Here is a 17,199-nt window from a genome sequence, read left to right as displayed (position 1 = left end):
CGGCTGCGCCCCTGAGGCGGCTGCGCCCCTGAGGCGGCTGCGCCCCTGAGGCGGCTGCGCCCCTGAGGCGGCTGCGCCCCTGAGGCGGCTGCGCCGCCTGGGGCCCTACGACGTTGCCGTCGGCGAGGGGGTGTCCGAGGGGGTGGGGTCGGGGGACGCCGGGGGTGTGCTCGCCGTCGGGGACGGTGAGGGCGGGGTCGGTGTCGGGGTGGGCGTGGGAGCTGCCGGGACGACGGCGTACGCCTCCATGCCCCACAGCGAGTACCCGAACCGCGTCGCCCGCGACAACCCCTGCATCCGCACGTACTGCGCCGTCACCGCCGCGAAGCGCACCGTCTCGTCCCCGCCGTGCCCGCTGTTCACCGCCGCCGCGGTGGTCCAGTGCGTGCCGTCCATCGAGGTCTGGACCTCGTACCGCGACGCGTACGCGTCCTGCCAGTGCAGGACCACCTCGCCCAGCGTCGCCGGCGCGGCCAACTGCACCTGGACCCACTCGTCGTCCTGCGCGGGCGACGACCACCGGGTCGTCGGATCGCCGTCGTTGACGTTCGACGCGGGGAAGTCGGACGTCTCGTCCGCCGAGCTTGTCGCCGTGCCGCCCGTCGCCAGGTCCGGGCCGGCCGTGAGGGGCCACACGTGGACGGTGACGTCCTGCGTCGCGACCCGCCCGCCGACCGTGAAGGTCACGTGCGCGACGTACGAGCCCGTCGGACTGTTCGCCGCCGCGGTGAAGCTCAGCGGGACGCCCGCGCTGCCGCCGCGCGGGAGCGCGACGGGGCCGGTGCCGGTGACGGTGACACCCTTCGCCGTGGCCGGGAGCTTCGCCGCGACCGCGCCGGTCGCCCCACCGACGCCCTGCGCCTGGAGCACCCCGGGCAGGGCGACGGGGGCGCCGCCCGCCTCCAGGTCGACGCTCTGGGCCCCGAGCTGCAACGTCGCCGGGGGTGTGTCCGCGTACCACGGGATGACCTGGTAGACCGTCGGCGCCTGGCTGCCCGGTGCGCCGGACCAGACGACCCTGATCTCGTCCACCCGCAGCTTCGGATCCGAGGCGAGCTCGGTGTAGCCGTCGGACGCGGACGCGCCGAGGCGGGTCCAGCCCTTGTCCGTGCTGTGCACCTCGACCCAGCCGGGAGCGCGGACGGAGCCGTCCGTCAGCACCACGACGCGGCTCAGCGGCCGGGTCTGACCGAGGGTCACCGTCAGCGCGTCCCCGGGCTGCGGCGCGGACGCCGCCTGGTAAGGGGCGTCCAGGTCGCCGTCGACGACGTTGGAGACGGGGGAGCCGTCGACCGCGGCCGGACCGGTCGCGGTCATCGCCGTGGCGTCCGGCGCGGTGACGCTGAACTCGCGGACCGCGACCGCGCTGTCCTGGCCGGAGGCGGCGCGCAGCCGCAGGTAGCGGGCGACGGTGCCGGCCGGGAGCGTCGCGTCGATCTCGGCACGCCCGTGGTAGTGGCCCAGCTGCACCCACGAGCCGTCGTCGGTGGCGTACTCCAGCACCGCGTCCTGCAGCACCTCGCCCTGGGCGACGTCGCCGTCGGGGCCGCCCATCAGGATGTGGACGTTCCGCACCGGGGTGTCGCTGCCGAGGTCGACGCCGACGGTGTCTCCGGCCTGCGGGGGAGCGCTGGTCCAGTAGTAGGTGTCGGGGTCGCCGTCGACCATCAGCGCCGGGTCGTGGTCCTGGGCGGTGCCCATCGAGCTGGTCGGGGTGAGCTGGTCACCGTCGACGCCGGTCCAGCTGTCGGAGGCCTTCAGCGCGCGGTCCAGGAAGGTGTCCAGGACGCCCTTGCCGAGGGTCACTCCGCTGCCGCTCAGCTGGTTCAGCTGCTGGCGCAGCACGCTGCGCTGCTCCCACGCCACCGCGCCGTTCCCGGCGCGCTGCGCCGCGAGCATGTCGACGGCGGCCTGCCCGGCGCGGCCGTACTGGGCGAGCTCCTGGATCCAGGCGGAGTCCTCGGTGAGCAGCTGCCCGTCGGCGACGCCCGACAGGTTGTCAGTGGCCCGTGCCATCGTGGTGAACGCGGCACGGAGCTGCGCGGCGGCCTTGGATCGGGCCGTCGCCGCGGCGGGGTCTGCGGCGTCCGGGCGGGGCGACGCCGGTTCGAAGGCCGACCAGAAGGCGGCCAGCAGCGGTCGCAGATAGGCCGATTCCTGCTGCCCGAGCGGGGAGGACGCGCTGTTCCCCGCCAGTGCCGCCAGCGCCGAGCGGGCCTGCGCGGCCGCCGCGCCGGCGTCGGCGGCACCGGTCTTCGTGCCGAGCTGCGCCGTCCCGGTGCCGTAGGCGGTGACGCCCGCCAGCGCGGAGACCGCGGCCTGCCAGGAGGCGTCCGGCTGGTAGGCCACCGGGTTCCAGGCGAAGTCCGCCGCGGTGAACAGGGGGATGCGCGAGGCGACGGGCTGCTGCATGGCGTTGACCAGCAGGCCGGCCGTCCCGTTCGCCACGGTCGCGTCCCGGCCCTGGTACGCGCCCAGGTAGAGGCGGTCCTGCGCTGAGTCGTTGACGGGGTAGTTGTCCTCCGTCATCAGCGGGTGGCCGAGCACCTGCTGGGCGGCCGTCAGGTCGTCCGCGTCGATCGTCGCAGGCTCCACACCCGCGCCGGTCCAGGCGATCCGCACGCTTCCGTCCAGCTCCTTCGCCAGGGCCGTGCGGTAGGGGGTGGCGCCGGTCTGGTGGTACTCGCTCGGCAGCACGGTCAGCCCGTCCGCGCCCGGGTGCCGCCCGAGGAACCGCCGCAGCACGACGCCCACGACGTCGGCCTGCGCCCTGGCTGCGGCCTCCGGGCCGTGCCCGTAGACGTTGGCGTCCTCGTCGCAGTGCCAGTGCGAGTAGGTGGCCTCGGAGAAGTCCAGCTGGAACGAGCGCAGGCCGAGGCCCCACAGCTGCTCCAGCTTGGCCACCAGCGCGTCCTGGTCCTTGCGGGAGGTGTAGCACAGGGAGGAGGCGGGCGAGAGCGAGTAACCGAGGGTGACGTGGTTCAGCGCCGCCCGTTGCGCCAGCGCGCGCAGCTCGGCCTGCTGGCCTGCCGGGTAGGGGGACCGCCACAGCGTGTCGCGGTAGGGGTCGTCGCCCGGCGCGTACAACAGCCGGTTCTGCTTGGTCTGCCCCAGGAAGTCGATCATGTCGGCGGTCTGCCGTGCGGACCACGGGGTGCCGTAGAAGCCCTCCACGACGCCGCGGACCGCCGCCGCCGGCCAGTCCTGCACGGCCAGCCCCGGCAGGGTGCCACCCGGCCCGAGGACCTGACGGAAGGACTGCACCGCGTTGTAGGTGCCCTCCGCGTCCACGCCCGCGAGGACGGCGACCCCGGGCCTGCCGGGCGTGTTCGTCGTGCCGGACACCAGCACGTAGCCCCCGGCGGGCAGCCCGATGGGGGAGAGCGCCGCCTGCCCGGCCCCGGTGAGGGACCGCAGCGCGCGGTCCGTGCCGCCGCCCGCGCCCTCCGTCGCGCCGCCCAGGTAGATCGTCAACGCCCCGGGCTGCGGGTCGCTGTCCGGGGCGACAGTGTCGACCCGCTGCACGCCCGCCGCCGCGAGGGCCGCCTGGAGCACCGCGAGCGCGCCCGGGTCGGCGTTCGGTGCGACCGCCAGCGCGACCCGCGCCGGACGCGCCACCGCACTGCCCTGCGCCTGCTCGCGCTGCGGGCGCGGATAGATGGCCGGCCCGCCGGCCGACGTCCCGTCGGCGCCCGGGGGCGGCACGGTCGCACTCTGCGTCAGCACCTGCGCGGACGCGCGCGGCCCGGCGCTCGCCAGCGCCGTGCCCGCGTTGCCCACCAGCCCGCTGCCGACCACCGCCGCGACGGTCAGCGCCGCGCTCGCGCGCAGCGCCGCGCCGCGCGTGCGTACCTGCTGCGGGAGCTGCGGGAGGGCCGCGAGCAGCGGAGCCGTGCCCTTGAGCTGCGCGATGAACCGGTCGGCGGTCTCCGGGGCGAGCCGACGCGCGGTCCGCGCGGCGGTGCGGCGGGCCGTCACCACAGCGGTGGAGGTGAACAACTGCTGCAACGTCTGGTGCTCCGCGACGGTCCGACGCAGGCTGCTGCCCAGGGCGGCCACGAAGCCGTCGGAGGGCGGGCCGGGCCGGTGGTCCACGGGGACTCCTGATGCCGAGTCGGGTGTGCGGGCGGGGCTGCGTCCGGAAACGCCCGAGGGCGCGGGCAACCGTACGGACAGTGTCGGTGGACGACCTGCCGCACAGCTCCCCGCGCCCCCGGAAGCCGAACCCGTTCGGGCCGGAACCACGGGCCCGGCCGAACGCCTCAACCCCACCATCCCCGCCCTTGGCATGTCAATGCACGGGCGTGTCCGTCTACATACGGGAGAGTGAACTCCGAATGGCTTCGTTGCGCTGCCCCCGAGGACGGTGCGGCGTCCTGTTTGCGGGTATGTGACCGTCTGGCCGTTCGCGCCGTTGTCACGCATGTCGCATGTCGCACGTCGCACGTCGCACGTCACGCATGTACGCCCCTCCGGCTTGAGGAGAGACCGCCTGTGGCACCCGCCGCCCTGGAGACGCTGGCCCACGCCTACGGTGTGGACACCGAGTTCGAGGGGCGGGTCGCGCCGCCCGACACGCTCCGCGCGGTCCTCGCCGCGATGGGCGTGGACGCGGGGACCGAGGCCGCGGCGGAGGCCGCGCTCGCCGGTCTGCACGCCCGGCGCACCAGCCGCCTGCTGCCGCGGGCGATCGTGCTGCGCGCCGGCACCAGCGAGGAGGTGCCGCTGCCCGCAGCCGCCGAGGCCTGGGTCGAGCTGGAGGACGGACAGACCGTCACCATCGGGTCGCCCTTCCCCCGGGGCCTGCACCTGACCGACGCGGGGGAGACCCGCCCGCTCCCGGCGGACCTTCCGGTCGGCCGGCACACGCTCTGCGCGCGCCTCGGCGACCGCGTCTCCACCGCGGCGCCGTTGCTGGTCGCCCCGCACCGGCTGGCCGGACCGGCCGGCCGCGCCTGGGGGTTCCTGGTCCAGCTCTACTCCCTGCTCAGCGAGCGCTCCTGGGGCATGGGCGACCTCACCGACCTCGCCGAGCTCGCCCGCTGGTCCGGCCACACGCTGGGCGCGGGCTTCGTCCAGCTGAACCCGCTGCACGCGGGCATGCCCCCCGGCCCGGACGGACACTCCGACCCCTCCCCCTACCGCCCGTCCTCCCGGCGCTTCGCCGATCCCGTCCACCTGCGGGTCGAGGCGGTGCCGGAGTACGCCTACCTGACGCCCGAGGCCCGCGAGCGTGTCCAGGACGCGGCCCGGCGCGGCGCGCGGCTGCGGGAGGGCGTCCTGATCGAGGAGACCCTGATCGACCGCGACGCGGTCTGGGCCGCCAAGCGCGAGGCGCTGGAGGTGATCCACGCCGTCCCGCGCGGCGTCGGCCGCGAGGCCGCGTACCGGGCGTTCCTGCAGCGGGAGGGCGAGGGCCTGCTCCAGTACGCGACCTGGTGCGCGCTGGCCGAGGTCCACGGCCCGGCCTGGCGGGGCTGGCCCACCGGACTGCGCCAGCCGGGCAGCGCGGCCGTCGCCCGCGCCAGGATCGAGCTGGCCGACCGGGTCGACTTCCACGCCTGGCTCGCCTGGCTCGTCGACGAGCAGTTGGGCGCCGCGCAGGCGGCCGCCCGCTCCGCCGGGATGTCCGTCGGCCTGGTCCACGACCTCGCCGTCGGTGTCCACCCGGACGGCGCGGACGCCTGGGCGCTTCAGCACTGCCTCGCGGAGGGCATCAGCGCGGGCGCGCCGCCGGACGCCTTCAACGCCCACGGCCAGGACTGGGCGCTCCCGCCGTGGCGGCCCGACGCGCTCGCCGACGCCGGCTACGCGCCCTACGCGGAGCTGCTGCGCGCCAACCTCCGGCACGCGGGCGCGCTGCGGGTGGACCACGTGATGGGCCTGTTCCGGCTCTGGTGGGTGCCGCAGGGCTGCCCGCCCACGGAGGGCACCTATGTCCGCTACGACCACGAGGCGATGCTGGGCGTGCTCGCCCTGGAGGCGCACCGGGCGGGCGCGGTGGTGATCGGCGAGGACCTCGGCACGGTCGAGCCGGGCGTCCGCGAGCAGTTGGCCGCGCGCGGCGTACTGGGCACGTCCGTGCTCTGGTTCGAGCGCGACTGGTCCGAGCTGGGGGGTGGCTCGCCGCTCCCGCCGGAGCGGTGGCGCGAGGACTGCCTCGCCACCCTCACCACCCACGACCTCCCGCCGACGGCGTCCCGCCTGAGCGGCGACCACGTCGAGCTGCGCCACCGCCTCGGCCTGCTGTCCCGCCCGCTCGCCGAGGAGCAGGCCGAGGACGAGACCGAACGCGAGGAGTGGCTCGGCGAGTTGGCCCGCGAGGGCCTGATGACCGTCCCCCCTTACGGCGAGGGCCCGGCGGCGGACCTGCTGGAACCGCCGGACGGCCGCCACCTCCCGGACGCGGTGGCGGCGCTGCACCGCTACCTGCTGCGCACGCCGGCCGAGCTCGTCGGCGCCTGGCTCCCCGACGTCCTCGGTGACCCTCGCCCGCAGAACCTCCCGGGCACCTCCAACGAGTACCCGAACTGGCGTCTCCCGATCGCTGACGCCAACGGCAAGCCGGCGACGCTGGACCAACTGGCCGCCGCCGAGCGGACGGCGGAGTTCGCGGCGGTCATGCGGGAGGGGAGCACCACGAGCGAGTAGGCGGGGCGGCGAGCGGGCGCGGTCCGGGGCCTCACACCCCGACCGCCACCCCGGTGTCGACGGCGCTCGTGTCGACCGCGCTCGTGTCGACTGCCCTGGTGTCGACAGCGGTCTGTGGTCCGGTGGTCCGGCTGCGCTCGGCCCACCGGACCGCCGGCCCCATCGCGCATCCGGCCGCGGCGAAGAGCCCGCCCAGCAGCAGCCAGCCGGGAACACCCCAGGTCAGCAGCAGGGTCGTCAGCACGAGCGGGCCCAGGGTGCGGGCGACAGCCACACCGGATCCGAAGAAGCCCTGGTACTGGCCGAGCCGGTGGGCCGGTGCCAGGTCGAAGCTGATCTGCCACGACCCGGCGGACTGGTGCATCTCCCCGACGACCTGGAGGACCGCCGCCGCGACCAGCACCGCGCCCGTCACCCACAGCGGCAGCCCGGCGGCCGATCCGGCGAAGACCACGCAGGAAGCCAACAGCAGCAGCCCGGCCCGGCGCACCGCGCGGGAGGCCGATCCCAGCCCGGTGACGGCGCGGGCGGTGCGCACCTGGAAGAGCAGCACGGCCACCGTGTTGAGGGCGAACAGGACCGAGCTCAGCCAGCCGAGCTCGGCCGCGCGGGAGGCGATCCACAGCGGGATCACCAGGCTGAGCAGCGGCATGCGCAGCAGCAGGACGGTGTTGAGCAGCGCGACGACGGCGTAGGGCCGGTCGTGCAGCACCGCGAGCCTGGGCTCGCCGGGAGCGGTGGGGGTCGGCGCCGCCGGGACGCTCGGCAGCCGCAGCAGGATCAGTCCGCAGGCCACGAAGCTCAGCGCGTCGAGAGCGAAGACGCCGAGGAACGCCGCGCGGGTGCCGCTGTACAGGGCGACGCCGCCGAGGGCCGCGCCGATGCCCAGGCCCCCGTTGAGCGTCGACTGCAGCCGGGCCAGCAGCCGGGTCCGCTCGGCGGGGCTCACCAGCGCGCCCACCAGCGCCTGGGAGGCGCTGCCGAGGCCGGACTGCGCGGTGGCGTACACCGAGACGGCGATCAGGAACGGCACGAACGAGCGGACCACGAGGAACGTGGCGACGACGGCCGCGGCGGCGAACGCGAACAGCACCGCGGTTCCCCGGGGCCCGCGCCGGTCGGCGAGATGGCCGAGCGGCACCCCGGCGACCGATCCGGCCGTCCACCCCACGGCGAGCCCCAGCCCGAGCCGGAACGCCGACAGGCCCACCACGTGCGTGAAGTACAGCGCCGAGCAGGTGTAGTACGCGCCGTCCCCGACGGCGCTGACCAACTGCGCGGTGACGAGCGCGCGTTGCGCTCCGGAGGTCGACACGGTGACTCCTCGGTGGCTCGCTCTCCCCTGGCGAGATCCACGTTACGGAGCAGATGGCTCACGCGGCAGAGCCAAACCGGCACCGTACGAGTGGGCCACTTTCGGCAGGCGCGTAGCCCGCCACAGGGGCGCGGGGCCCCGCTCGATGAACTGCGTGCGCGACAAGCCACCACGGGTGGTGGGTCGCTCAGCGAGCAGGGCCCCGCGCCCCTTTCGGCTAGCGCCGATCCGCTGCGTGGTCCGCCGCCTGGGCCTTCAGCGCGCGCTCGACGCCGCTGCGGCACTCGACGACCATGCGGCGCAGCGCCGGGGCCGGCGCGTTCGCGTCGAGCCAGGCGTCCGTGGCCTCCAGGGTGTCCTGGGAGACCTGGATCGACGGGTAGAGACCGACGATGATCTGCTGGCCCATCTCGTGCGAGCGCTGCTCGAAGACACCCTTGATCGCGTCGAAGTACTTCGCCGTGTAGGGCGCCAGCAGGTCCGCCTGCTCCATCTGGGCGAAGCCCGCGATGACGGCTTCCTGGACGGTGTTGGTGAGCGTCTCCGCCTCCACCACCGAGGCCCAGGCCGCGGCCTTCGCCTCGGGGGTCGGACGCGCGGCCCGGCAGGTGGCCGCGTGGGCCTCGCCCGCCGCCGTGGCGTCGCGCTCCAGCTCGTCCATCACGGAGGCCTCGTCCGCGACACCCGTCGCGGACAGGCGCTCCAGCAGCGCCCAGCGCAACTCGGTGTCGACGGCCAGGCCCTCGACCTCGACCGAGCCGTCCAGCAGACCGGAGAGCAGCGCCAGGTGCTCCACCGTGGCCGCCGAACCGGCGAACGCCCGCGCCCACGCCAGCTGGTGGTCACTGCCCGGCTCGGACGCGCGCAGCAGGCGCTCCGCGGCCTCGGCGTACTTCGCGCGACCGGTCGCGCGCCACTCCGGGGCGGCGTAGAGCTCGACGGCCAGCTTGGCCTGGCGCTGGAGCGACTGCACCACGCCGATGTCGGACTCCCGCCCGACGCCGTGCAGCACCAGCTCCAGGTAGTCGCGGGTGGCCATCTCGCCGTCGCGGGTCATGTCCCAGGCGGCGGCCCAGCACAGCGCACGCGGCAGCGAGTCGGCGAAGTCCGCGATGTGCGCGGTGACGTTGGCCAGCGAGAACTCGTCCAGGCGGATCTTGGCGTAGGAGAGGTCGTCGTCGTTGAGCAGGATGACGGCCGGACGGTCGCGGCCGACCAGCTGCGGAACCTCCGTCAGCTCGGTCGCCTCGATGTCCAGTTCGATCCGCTCGACGCGCTTGAGGGCGTCGCCCTCCAGCTCGTACAGGCCGATGGCGATGCGGTGCGGCCGCAGCACGGCCTCGCCGCGCGCGCCGGCCGGCAGCGCCGGGGCCTCCTGGCGGACGGCGAAGGAGGTGATCACGCCGTCGGCGCCCACCTCCAGCTCCGGGCGCAGGATGTTGATGCCGGCCGTCTCCAGCCACGACTTCGACCAGGCCTTCAGATCACGGCCGGAGGTCAGCTCCAGCGCGGTCAGCAGGTCGGACAGACGGGTGTTGCCCCAGGCGTGACGCTTGAAGTAGGCCTGCACGCCCGCGAAGAACGCGTCCTGACCGACGTAGGCCACCAGCTGCTTGAGGACGGAGGCGCCCTTGGCGTAGGTGATGCCGTCGAAGTTGACCTGGACGTCCTCCAGGTCGTTGATCTCCGCCATGATCGGGTGCGTGGACGGCAGCTGGTCCTGGCGGTACGCCCAGGTCTTCATCTGGTTCGCGAAGGAGGTCCAGATGTTCGGCCAGCGGCTGCCCTCGGCCTCGGCCTGGCAGACGGTCTCGGCGAAGGTCGCGAACGACTCGTTCAGCCAGAGGTCGTTCCACCACTCCATGGTGACCAGGTCGCCGAACCACATGTGCGCGAGCTCGTGCAGGATGGTCGTGGCGCGCGTCTCGTACGCGGCGTCCGTCACCTTGGAGCGGAAGACGTACTGGTCGCGGATGGTGACCGCGCCCGCGTTCTCCATCGCGCCGGCGTTGAACTCCGGCACGAACAGCTGGTCGTACTTGGAGAACGGGTAGGCGAAGTCGAACTTGTCCTGGAAGTAGTCGAAGCCCTGACGCGTGACGTCGAAGATGTGGTCCGCGTCCAGGTACTGGGCCAGCGACGGGCGGCAGTAGACGCCCAGCGGCACGCGCTGCTCGCCGTCCGGGCTTACGTACTCGCTGAAGACGCCGTGGTACGGGCCCGCGATCAGCGCGGTGATGTAGGTCGACATCCGCGGCGTCACCGGGAAGCGGTGCACCTCGGTGCCCTCGACGGCGCCCTTCTCCGGCTCCGGCGAGACCTCGTTGCTGATCACCTTCCACCCGGTCGGGGCGGTCACGGTGAAGGCGAACGTCGCCTTGAGGTCCGGCTGCTCGAAGGAGGCGAACACGCGGCGCGCGTCCGGTACCTCGAACTGTGTGTAGAGGTAGGTCTGCTGGTCGACCGGGTCGACGAAGCGGTGCAGACCCTCACCGGTGCTGCTGTACGCGCAGTCCGCGACGACGCGCAGCTCGTTCTCGGCGGCGAGGCCCGACAGCGCGATGCGGCTGTCGGCGAAGACCTCGGTGGGGTCCAGGGTGGTGCCGTTCAACGACACCTCGTGCACGGTCGGTGCGACGAGGTCGATGAAGGTGGACGCCCCGGGCGTGGTGGCGGTGAACCGGACCACGGTCGTGGAGCGGAAGATGCCGCCCTCCGCCGCCGCGCTCAGGTCGAGCTCGATCTCGTAGCCGTCCACGTGGAGGAGCTCGGCCCGGGTACGGGCCTCCTCGCGGGTCAGGTTGGTGCCAGGCACGCTGCGTGACTCCTTTGTCGACTGTGTCTTCGCTGGCATCTTTGCACGTCCGGGCGGGAGGGCCGGGCGGATTACGCGGAGCGCGATGGTGGCGCGGTGCGGGGCGCGGCTAGGGTGTCTGACCGTATGTGTGGGTGAAGGGGGAACGCATGGACGGGTTTCGGGCGCCGTCGGCCGGCGACTTCGGTTCGTACGAGGGACTGGTCGGCCACCAGGGCGACCATCTGGCCAGGCTGGGGCAGTGGAGCGCCGGCCAGTGCAGCAACACTCAGGGTTTCGACGAGGGGCTGCTGCTCCTGCCGATGCTGGCGATCGTGCCGGAGGTCGCGCAGTTCTTCGAGGGCAAGATCGCCCAGGCGACGCGCGGTATGCACCTGATAGCGGGCAAGGTCCACGAGACCAGCGCGGAGTACACGCGCACCGACGAGGACAACGCGGCGAGCCTGCGCTCGCTCTACCCCTCGGCCTTCGGCGGTGCGCTCGGCAACTTCGGCAGCAGCGGCCTGCCGGGCGCGGGCATGGTGGGCAACTTCACCGACGAGGCGGTGGAGCCGAAGGAGCCGAAGTCCGCGGAGGCGGACGAGGCGCACAGCATCACGCTCGGTCTGCACCTGGTGAGCCAGGACCAGATCATGAAGCTGGCCGACACCCTGTTCCAGTGGTGCACGGGCCAGAGCCTCTCGCAGCTCCTGGTGACGCCGTTGCTCGGTGAGTTCGGACGTCTGCGCTATCTGTCCGACGCCTACGACGAGCTCGGCGACGGCCTCTACACCGTGGCCGGCACCCTGAGGAAGGGCTCGTGGAAGCTGGGCACCGAGTGGCAGGGCGCCACGGCTGCCGCGTTCGACCAGTACCTGTTCGCCTGGACGATGGGCATCGGCGGCATCGGCGACGCGGCCAAGGACGCGGCCAAGGCATTCAAGATCGGCTATGACACGACGGTTGCGCTGGCGATTGCGGCGCTGCGCGATATCAACGACATGATCAATAACGAGATCAAGGACTTGGCCGAGCAGGCCAAGCAGATGGTCGAGGCGGACGCGGCGGTCGAGGTCGCCGGGGGTGGCCCCGAGGATCCGGTGGCCGATGTCATTGCCGCAGGGATCGACGTCTGGAAGCTTTACAAGATCTACAAGGATGTCGAGAAGATCTGCAAGCGCATCAACGCGGTCATCGGCATCTTCAAGAAGATCGAGAAGGCGATCGCTGAGATCAAGAAGGCCGTGAGTGCGATCGAGTCGGCGATCAACTCGCCGATGCCGACCCTGGGCAGCCTGATCGACCAGGTCGAGCAGCGCGGTTTCGAGTTCGAGAAGAACGGCGGCTGGTCCCCGGTGCTGGGTGCGGGACGCATCGCGATGCTTCCGGCGGCGTAGTCGTCAGCCTCTTCGCACCCAGTCACCGATCAGTTCCGGACCACGGAAGCAGGCTCATGACCACCTTCGGCAGCAACCTCAACCTCCCGCCCAGCCGGCGCCCGTCGGAGGCGTCCGTCTCGGAGGAGCGACTCAAGGCCGCGTCCGAGCGGCTGTCCCGCGAACTCCTGGACGGCCGCAGCCCCCGTCAGCGCGAGCTGGCGAGCGCCATCTTCAAGCGCCTGAGCGAGGGCGCGGAGGTCGAAGACGTGCAGCACCTGATCCAGGACCTCAGCCACACCGCCGTCGACGACTACCGTCGTCGGGGAAGGGCAGGCCACTGACCGTGTCCTTCGATCAGCACGCGCACGCCTTCGAGTCCCTCGCCGCCTTCTCCGTCCGGGGCGACTACGGAAAGAACCACACGACGTTCTGGGTCACCCCGGCCGGGCAGTCGCAGCCGGTGGTCCGGATGCACAAGGACTTCCCCCTGGACGTCTACGTCCGTCCCTTTTACGTGTATCCCGTGGCAGACCCTCAGCAGCTGCTCGGCTACGTCAAGATGGGCAAGGCGTGGGACGGGCAGCAGACCGAGATCGGCGCGGTCGGCAACATGGCCTGGCGCTATGACCGGGACAAGCGCCCGATCGTCCAACACGACCTCGGGACGCTCACGCCGGAGCGGCAGCCCCTGACCGGTGTCAAGCGGGGTGTGCAGGCGGCCGTCGAACTGGTCGACTTCTTCTCCATCGGCGGTCCGGGGCTGGATCAGAGCGACAAGGACGCAATGTTCTCCGCCCACGTGCGCTGTGCGGGTCCGACCTCGGCGGGCTTCGAACTCGTGCGCCGGGCCGGGGTGACCGCGACCTACGACGTGGTCGTGCACGACCCGCGAGTCTCCCGGCTGCTGGTCCTCGCCTTCGTGGACGCCTTCAACAGCGTCTCTGACGCCGATGTGCGGCAGACCTGGACGTGGTTGAAGAGGAACCCTTTCCGGGACCGGAACCCGCAGGAGAACGAGCGCATGAGGCTGGAGAAGCAGCAACGCGAGGGTCGCTAGCCCGAAGGTACGGCGCTCGGACCCTAGGCTGGGCCCATGCCGTCGCATCCTGCCCCCTCCGTCGAACTCGTCCCCACCGAGGCGGGCGACGCCCGCCTCACCTGGTACCGACGTGACCGCGCGCCGCACGGCGTGCTGCTGCTCGGCCACGGCGCGGGCGGCGGCATCGAGGCGGCGGACCTCCAGGCGATCGCGGCCGGGGTCGACGCCGTTGCCGTCGTGCTCGTCGAGCAGCCGTGGCGGGTGGCCGGCAAGCGCCTCGCGCCCGCGCCGAAGACGCTGGACGCCGGGTGGCTCCCGGTCGTCGCGCACGTGCGGGAGGCGGTGGGGGAGTCGGCGCCGCTGTTCGTCGGCGGCCGCAGCGCGGGCGCGCGCGTCGCCTGCCGAACGGGCGCCGCGACGGGCGCGGCGGGCGTCGTCGCGCTGGCCTTCCCGCTCCACCCGCCGGGCAAGCCGGAACGCTCACGGGCGGACGAACTGCTGGGCACGGGCCTGCCGACGCTGGTGGTCCAGGCCGCGAGGGATCCCTTCGGCGCGCCGGAGGAGTTCCCTCCGCTGCCGGAGAAGACGCACCGCCTGGTGGGACTTTCGGCGGGCAACCACGGCTTCGCGGTGCGGAAGACGGAAACTGACGTCGTGCCCGATGTGGTGGCTGCTGTTGCGGATTGGCTTCAGGGGAGGATCCGGTAGGGACCTTGTCCGTGGTCATCCCTATGATGTGTGCGGGTGTAAAAGCCGATGAACGGGGAGGCCTGCGATGGCTGGGTATGAAGTAGATCTGAGCTACCTGCAAGACACTCTGAAGAAGCTGCAGGGAGTCGCGGACGGCATGGACACCCCCTGCGGTGTTGCCAACTACCAGACGAATCTCAGCTCATCGCAGTTCGGCGGTGAGGGCTTCCTCGAGGCCCAGAACCTGTACCAGGCGCACGACAACATGAAGTCGCAGCTGTCTACGATGATCACCGCGCTGCAGCAGATGATCCAGGAGTTCACCGACAAGACCGGCAGGGCGCACGACCAGTACGCCGGTACCGACAGCTCCGTCAGCGGCACGTTCTCGAGGGGGGCCTCCTGATGAGCGGGGTGGACGACGCCAACAACCTCCGCAAGCAGAACCAGGCTGCGCAGAAGAGTGCACAGCAGTCCGGGGACGCCGCGTGGAAGAAGGCCTTGGCTCAGAACGCGGGCGGTCAGACCGGCACCGACGGTTTCACCACCGACTTCGAGCAGGCCGGTGGTTACCAGGGCCTCAAGGACATGGTCCAGAACGCCGACCCCGCCGCGATGATGGACGTGTCGACCCATTGGGGCAAGGTCGCCGACGCCCTGAACGAAGCCGCCAGCGGGCTCGGCACGCACGTCAACAACATGTTGGATCACTGGACCGGAGACAGTGCCGACGCGTTCCGCGCCAACGCGACGACCCTGCAGCAGAGCCTGACCAACGGGTCTCAGTACGCCACCAACACCAAGGTCGCGATGACCCAGGCGAGCCTGGCGCTGTCGAGCGCGCAGGGGGACTTCCCGCACCCGCCCAGCGAGTGGGACCAGATGACCAGCTCGATCGGTGCCAGCGACAGCCAGTTCCACAAGGACGCGGCGCAGTTCGGGATCGAGAAGGCCCTTCAGATGGACGGTGGTGACCTCAGCGCCTGGGAGCGCGTGCACCAGCAGGCCGTCGTCGTCATGGAGAGGCTCGGTCGGCAGTACAACGCCTCGGCGGCGCAGTTGCAGGGGCCCGGCTCCATTGAGACCGGCACCACGGTCTGGCCGAGCCCCCCGCCTCCTGCGCAGGACAACCCGCCGGTCAACCCTTACGGTGACAATCCCACCGGGCCGCGTCACGTCGGTGACGCCAGCGTGCAGCCGATCACCGGTGGCAACGGTGGCGGCCACGACAGCTTCAACCCCGGCCAGAGCGGTGGCGGGGGCTTCACGCCCGGCGGTGGCGGGATCACCGGAGTCCACGGCGGCCAGGGTGGCACCACGCCGCCGGGTGTCGGGGGCACGCTCGACGGCGGCCTCGGCGGCCCGAAGAGCGGTATCGGCGCTGGCGGCGGCCTTCACGGCGGTCCGGGCTTCGGTGGCGTAGGCGGGGTCGGTACAGGTAGCGGTGGCGGTCGTGGCGGCTTCGGCGGCGGCGCCGGCGTCGGCGGTTTTGGTGGCTTGGGTGGCGGCGGTCTCGGTGGCGGCGGTCTGGGCGGCGGACGCCTGAGTGGCGCCGGACTCGGCGGCAGTGGGCTGGCCGAGGGTGAGGGCATGGCCGCTGGCGAGGGCGCGAATGGCATGTCCGCCGCCGAGAAGGCCGCGCTCGGTGCCGAGGGCGAGGGTGCCGGAGGTGCTGGTCAGGGCGAGCCCATGGGTATGGGCGGCGGCGGTGGCATGGGTTCGGGTAGTCAGAACAAGAAGAAGCGCAAGGCGCGTGCCGGGTATCTCGTCGAGGACGAGGAGACCTGGAACGCGAACGGCGCGTCCAACCCGGGCGTGATTGATTTCTGAGAGTCAAGTAGTGTCCTGCTCGTCGAACGTACGTAGGCGAGCGGGGTGACGGTATGGGCTTCAGTCGAGCACTGCGTGGTTTGGGGGGTGCAGCGCTCGCTGGAGCCCTCGTCGTTGCCGGGGCCCCGGCGGCGCACGCGGACCAGGCGCGAGATGCCCAGTGGGCCATTGGGTCGTCGGGATACGAGGCCGCAACGGCGGTCTGGCCGCACTCCACCGGCAAGGGCGTCACGGTCGCCGTCATCGACTCCGGGGTGCGTGCCACACAGGTCGACCTTCGGGGGCAGGTGCTCCAGGGGACGGACTTCGCCTTCGGTGGCAACGGCCAGTCCGACCACTCCCCGGAGTGCCACGGAACGGCGATGGCAAGCCTCATCGCTGCTCACGGCCACGGGCCCGGCGGTCAGGACGGCATCATGGGTTTGGCCCCAGGAGCCAAGATCCTTCCGATCGGCGTGGGCAGGGGAGTCGCGGGCCAGGGCACGAACTACGTCCCTCAGGCGATTCGTTACGCGGTAGACCACGGTGCCAAGGTCATCAGCATCTCACTCGCTGCTGCTGCCCCGGCGCCGGACGAGCAGGCTGCTGTGGCCTATGCGGAACGGCACAACGTCGTTGTGGTCGCGGGATCCGGCAACGACGGCAGCACGACTGACATGTATCCGGCCTCGGATCCGGGCGTGATCAAGGTTGGTGCGGTCGACAAGACCGGCAATGTGTGGAGCGGCTCCAACGCGGGCGGCGTCGTTGTCGCCGCTCCCGGCGTTGACATCGTCCACGACAGTTGCGGCAGCGACACCGAGATGAGTAAGGGGTCGGGGACCAGCGACGCGACGGCGTACGTCGCTGCGATCGCGGCTCTCTATCGTTCCACTCACCCGGATCTGACCCAGGGGCAGATCGTCAACTACATCGTCAAGACCGCGATTCTCCCCAAGGGGCTCACCGCACCCGACTCCCACTACGGTTACGGCATCGCCTCTCCCGACCTGAAGATGGCTGTCACTCCTGGCCCGGCCTCCGGGCCGCTCCCGCAGGCGAGCGCCGCCGCTGGAAGTGGTTCGGGCGCCGGTGACAACAGCAGTGCGAGCCCTGGGGCGACGAACACCACCGCGTCCGGGTCCGGTTCGTCCTCGTCCTCGTCCGGGATGATGATCGTCCTTGGCGGCCTTGCTGCCGTCGTCGTCATCGTGGTGATCGTCATCATCGTCGTCCGCAGCCGCCGTGGTGGTGGCGGCGGGGGCGGGACCGGGGGTGGTGGCGGTGCGGAGCCCGGGTACCCGACGTATCCGCAGGGCCCGCAGGGGTATCCGCAGCAGGCGCCGCAGGGGTACCAGCCGCCGACGGGGCAGTACGGGCAGCAGCCGCCGAACCCCTATGGCGGTGGTGGTCAGCCGTACCCGCCGCAGCCCGGCCAGGGCCAGGGCTACGGCGGAGGCCAGGGGCGGTAGCCGCAGGTCGGCGTCGAGTGGGGTCCTGCTCATCGAACGTGTGTAGGTGG

11 protein-coding genes are annotated in these 17,199 nt (G+C 72.2%); 8 read left to right on the top strand and 3 right to left on the bottom strand.

The genetic code is table 11. The features are described 5' to 3' along the window. Positions 1-105 precede the first annotated feature (105 nt). Positions 106-4,095 carry a beta-N-acetylglucosaminidase domain-containing protein gene (locus ABH931_RS37920; RefSeq protein WP_370124207.1) on the bottom strand — a complete coding sequence of 1,330 codons (3,990 nt, stop codon included), beginning with the start codon at positions 4,093-4,095 and terminating at the stop codon, positions 106-108. 399 nt (positions 4,096-4,494) lie between these two features. Here ABH931_RS37920 and malQ point away from each other — a divergent pair, with 399 nt between their 5' ends. Continuing rightward, a complete protein-coding gene (gene malQ, locus ABH931_RS37915) occupies positions 4,495-6,651 on the top strand; it encodes a 4-alpha-glucanotransferase (RefSeq protein ID WP_370124204.1) in 2,157 nt (718 codons plus the stop codon). A gap of 31 nt (positions 6,652-6,682) precedes the next feature. Here malQ and ABH931_RS37910 read toward each other — a convergent pair whose 3' ends face one another. After that, positions 6,683-7,966, bottom strand: a complete 1,284-nt coding sequence (locus ABH931_RS37910; RefSeq protein WP_370124201.1) for an MFS transporter — start codon at positions 7,964-7,966, stop codon at positions 6,683-6,685. A gap of 217 nt (positions 7,967-8,183) precedes the next feature. Then, complete coding sequence (gene pepN / locus ABH931_RS37905) at positions 8,184-10,781, bottom strand: aminopeptidase N (protein ID WP_370124198.1); 2,598 nt, start codon at positions 10,779-10,781, stop codon at positions 8,184-8,186. A gap of 134 nt (positions 10,782-10,915) precedes the next feature. Here pepN and ABH931_RS37900 point away from each other — a divergent pair, with 134 nt between their 5' ends. The 7 genes from ABH931_RS37900 (at position 10,916) to ABH931_RS37870 (ending at position 17,149) form a co-directional block, all read left to right on the top strand. Then, on the top strand, positions 10,916-12,157 hold the full coding sequence (locus ABH931_RS37900) for a hypothetical protein (RefSeq protein WP_370124195.1): 1,242 nt from the start codon (positions 10,916-10,918) through the stop codon (positions 12,155-12,157). A 56-nt stretch (positions 12,158-12,213) separates the two neighbouring features. Beyond that, positions 12,214-12,480, top strand: coding sequence for a hypothetical protein (locus tag ABH931_RS37895; protein WP_370124193.1), 267 nt, complete (start codon positions 12,214-12,216; stop codon positions 12,478-12,480). Between the two features lie 2 nt (positions 12,481-12,482). Further along, positions 12,483-13,196 (top strand): hypothetical protein, encoded by a 714-nt coding sequence (locus ABH931_RS37890; RefSeq protein WP_370124190.1) that lies wholly within the window; start codon positions 12,483-12,485, stop codon positions 13,194-13,196. 36 nt (positions 13,197-13,232) lie between these two features. Further along, positions 13,233-13,886 (top strand): alpha/beta family hydrolase, encoded by a 654-nt coding sequence (locus ABH931_RS37885; RefSeq protein ID WP_370124188.1) that lies wholly within the window; start codon positions 13,233-13,235, stop codon positions 13,884-13,886. A 67-nt stretch (positions 13,887-13,953) separates the two neighbouring features. After that, positions 13,954-14,274 carry a hypothetical protein gene (locus ABH931_RS37880; protein ID WP_370124185.1) on the top strand — a complete coding sequence of 107 codons (321 nt, stop codon included), beginning with the start codon at positions 13,954-13,956 and terminating at the stop codon, positions 14,272-14,274. Between the two features lie 8 nt (positions 14,275-14,282). Beyond that, positions 14,283-15,698 carry a WXG100 family type VII secretion target gene (locus ABH931_RS37875; protein WP_370124182.1) on the top strand — a complete coding sequence of 472 codons (1,416 nt, stop codon included), beginning with the start codon at positions 14,283-14,285 and terminating at the stop codon, positions 15,696-15,698. Positions 15,699-15,751: 53 nt separating this feature from the next. Then, the gene (locus ABH931_RS37870; RefSeq protein ID WP_370124180.1) at positions 15,752-17,149 is read left to right on the top strand and encodes a S8 family serine peptidase; all 1,398 of its coding nucleotides are present in this window, start codon (positions 15,752-15,754) and stop codon (positions 17,147-17,149) included. The last annotated feature ends 50 nt before the right edge of the window (positions 17,150-17,199 follow it).

This window comes from Streptacidiphilus sp. MAP12-33, from assembly GCF_041261265.1.
Taxonomy (GTDB): domain Bacteria; phylum Actinomycetota; class Actinomycetes; order Streptomycetales; family Streptomycetaceae; genus Streptacidiphilus.
Note: the sequence above shows the minus strand (reverse complement) of the source record. Positions and strands in the feature narration are given on the sequence as shown.

Coding starts and splice junctions, on each gene's coding strand:
- ABH931_RS37895 (WP_370124193.1), top strand. CDS start 12,214: ATGACCACCTTCGGCAGCAACCTCAACCTCCCGCCCAGCCGGCGCCCG.
- ABH931_RS37885 (WP_370124188.1), top strand. CDS start 13,233: ATGCCGTCGCATCCTGCCCCCTCCGTCGAACTCGTCCCCACCGAGGCG.
- ABH931_RS37880 (WP_370124185.1), top strand. CDS start 13,954: ATGGCTGGGTATGAAGTAGATCTGAGCTACCTGCAAGACACTCTGAAG.
- ABH931_RS37870 (WP_370124180.1), top strand. CDS start 15,752: ATGGGCTTCAGTCGAGCACTGCGTGGTTTGGGGGGTGCAGCGCTCGCT.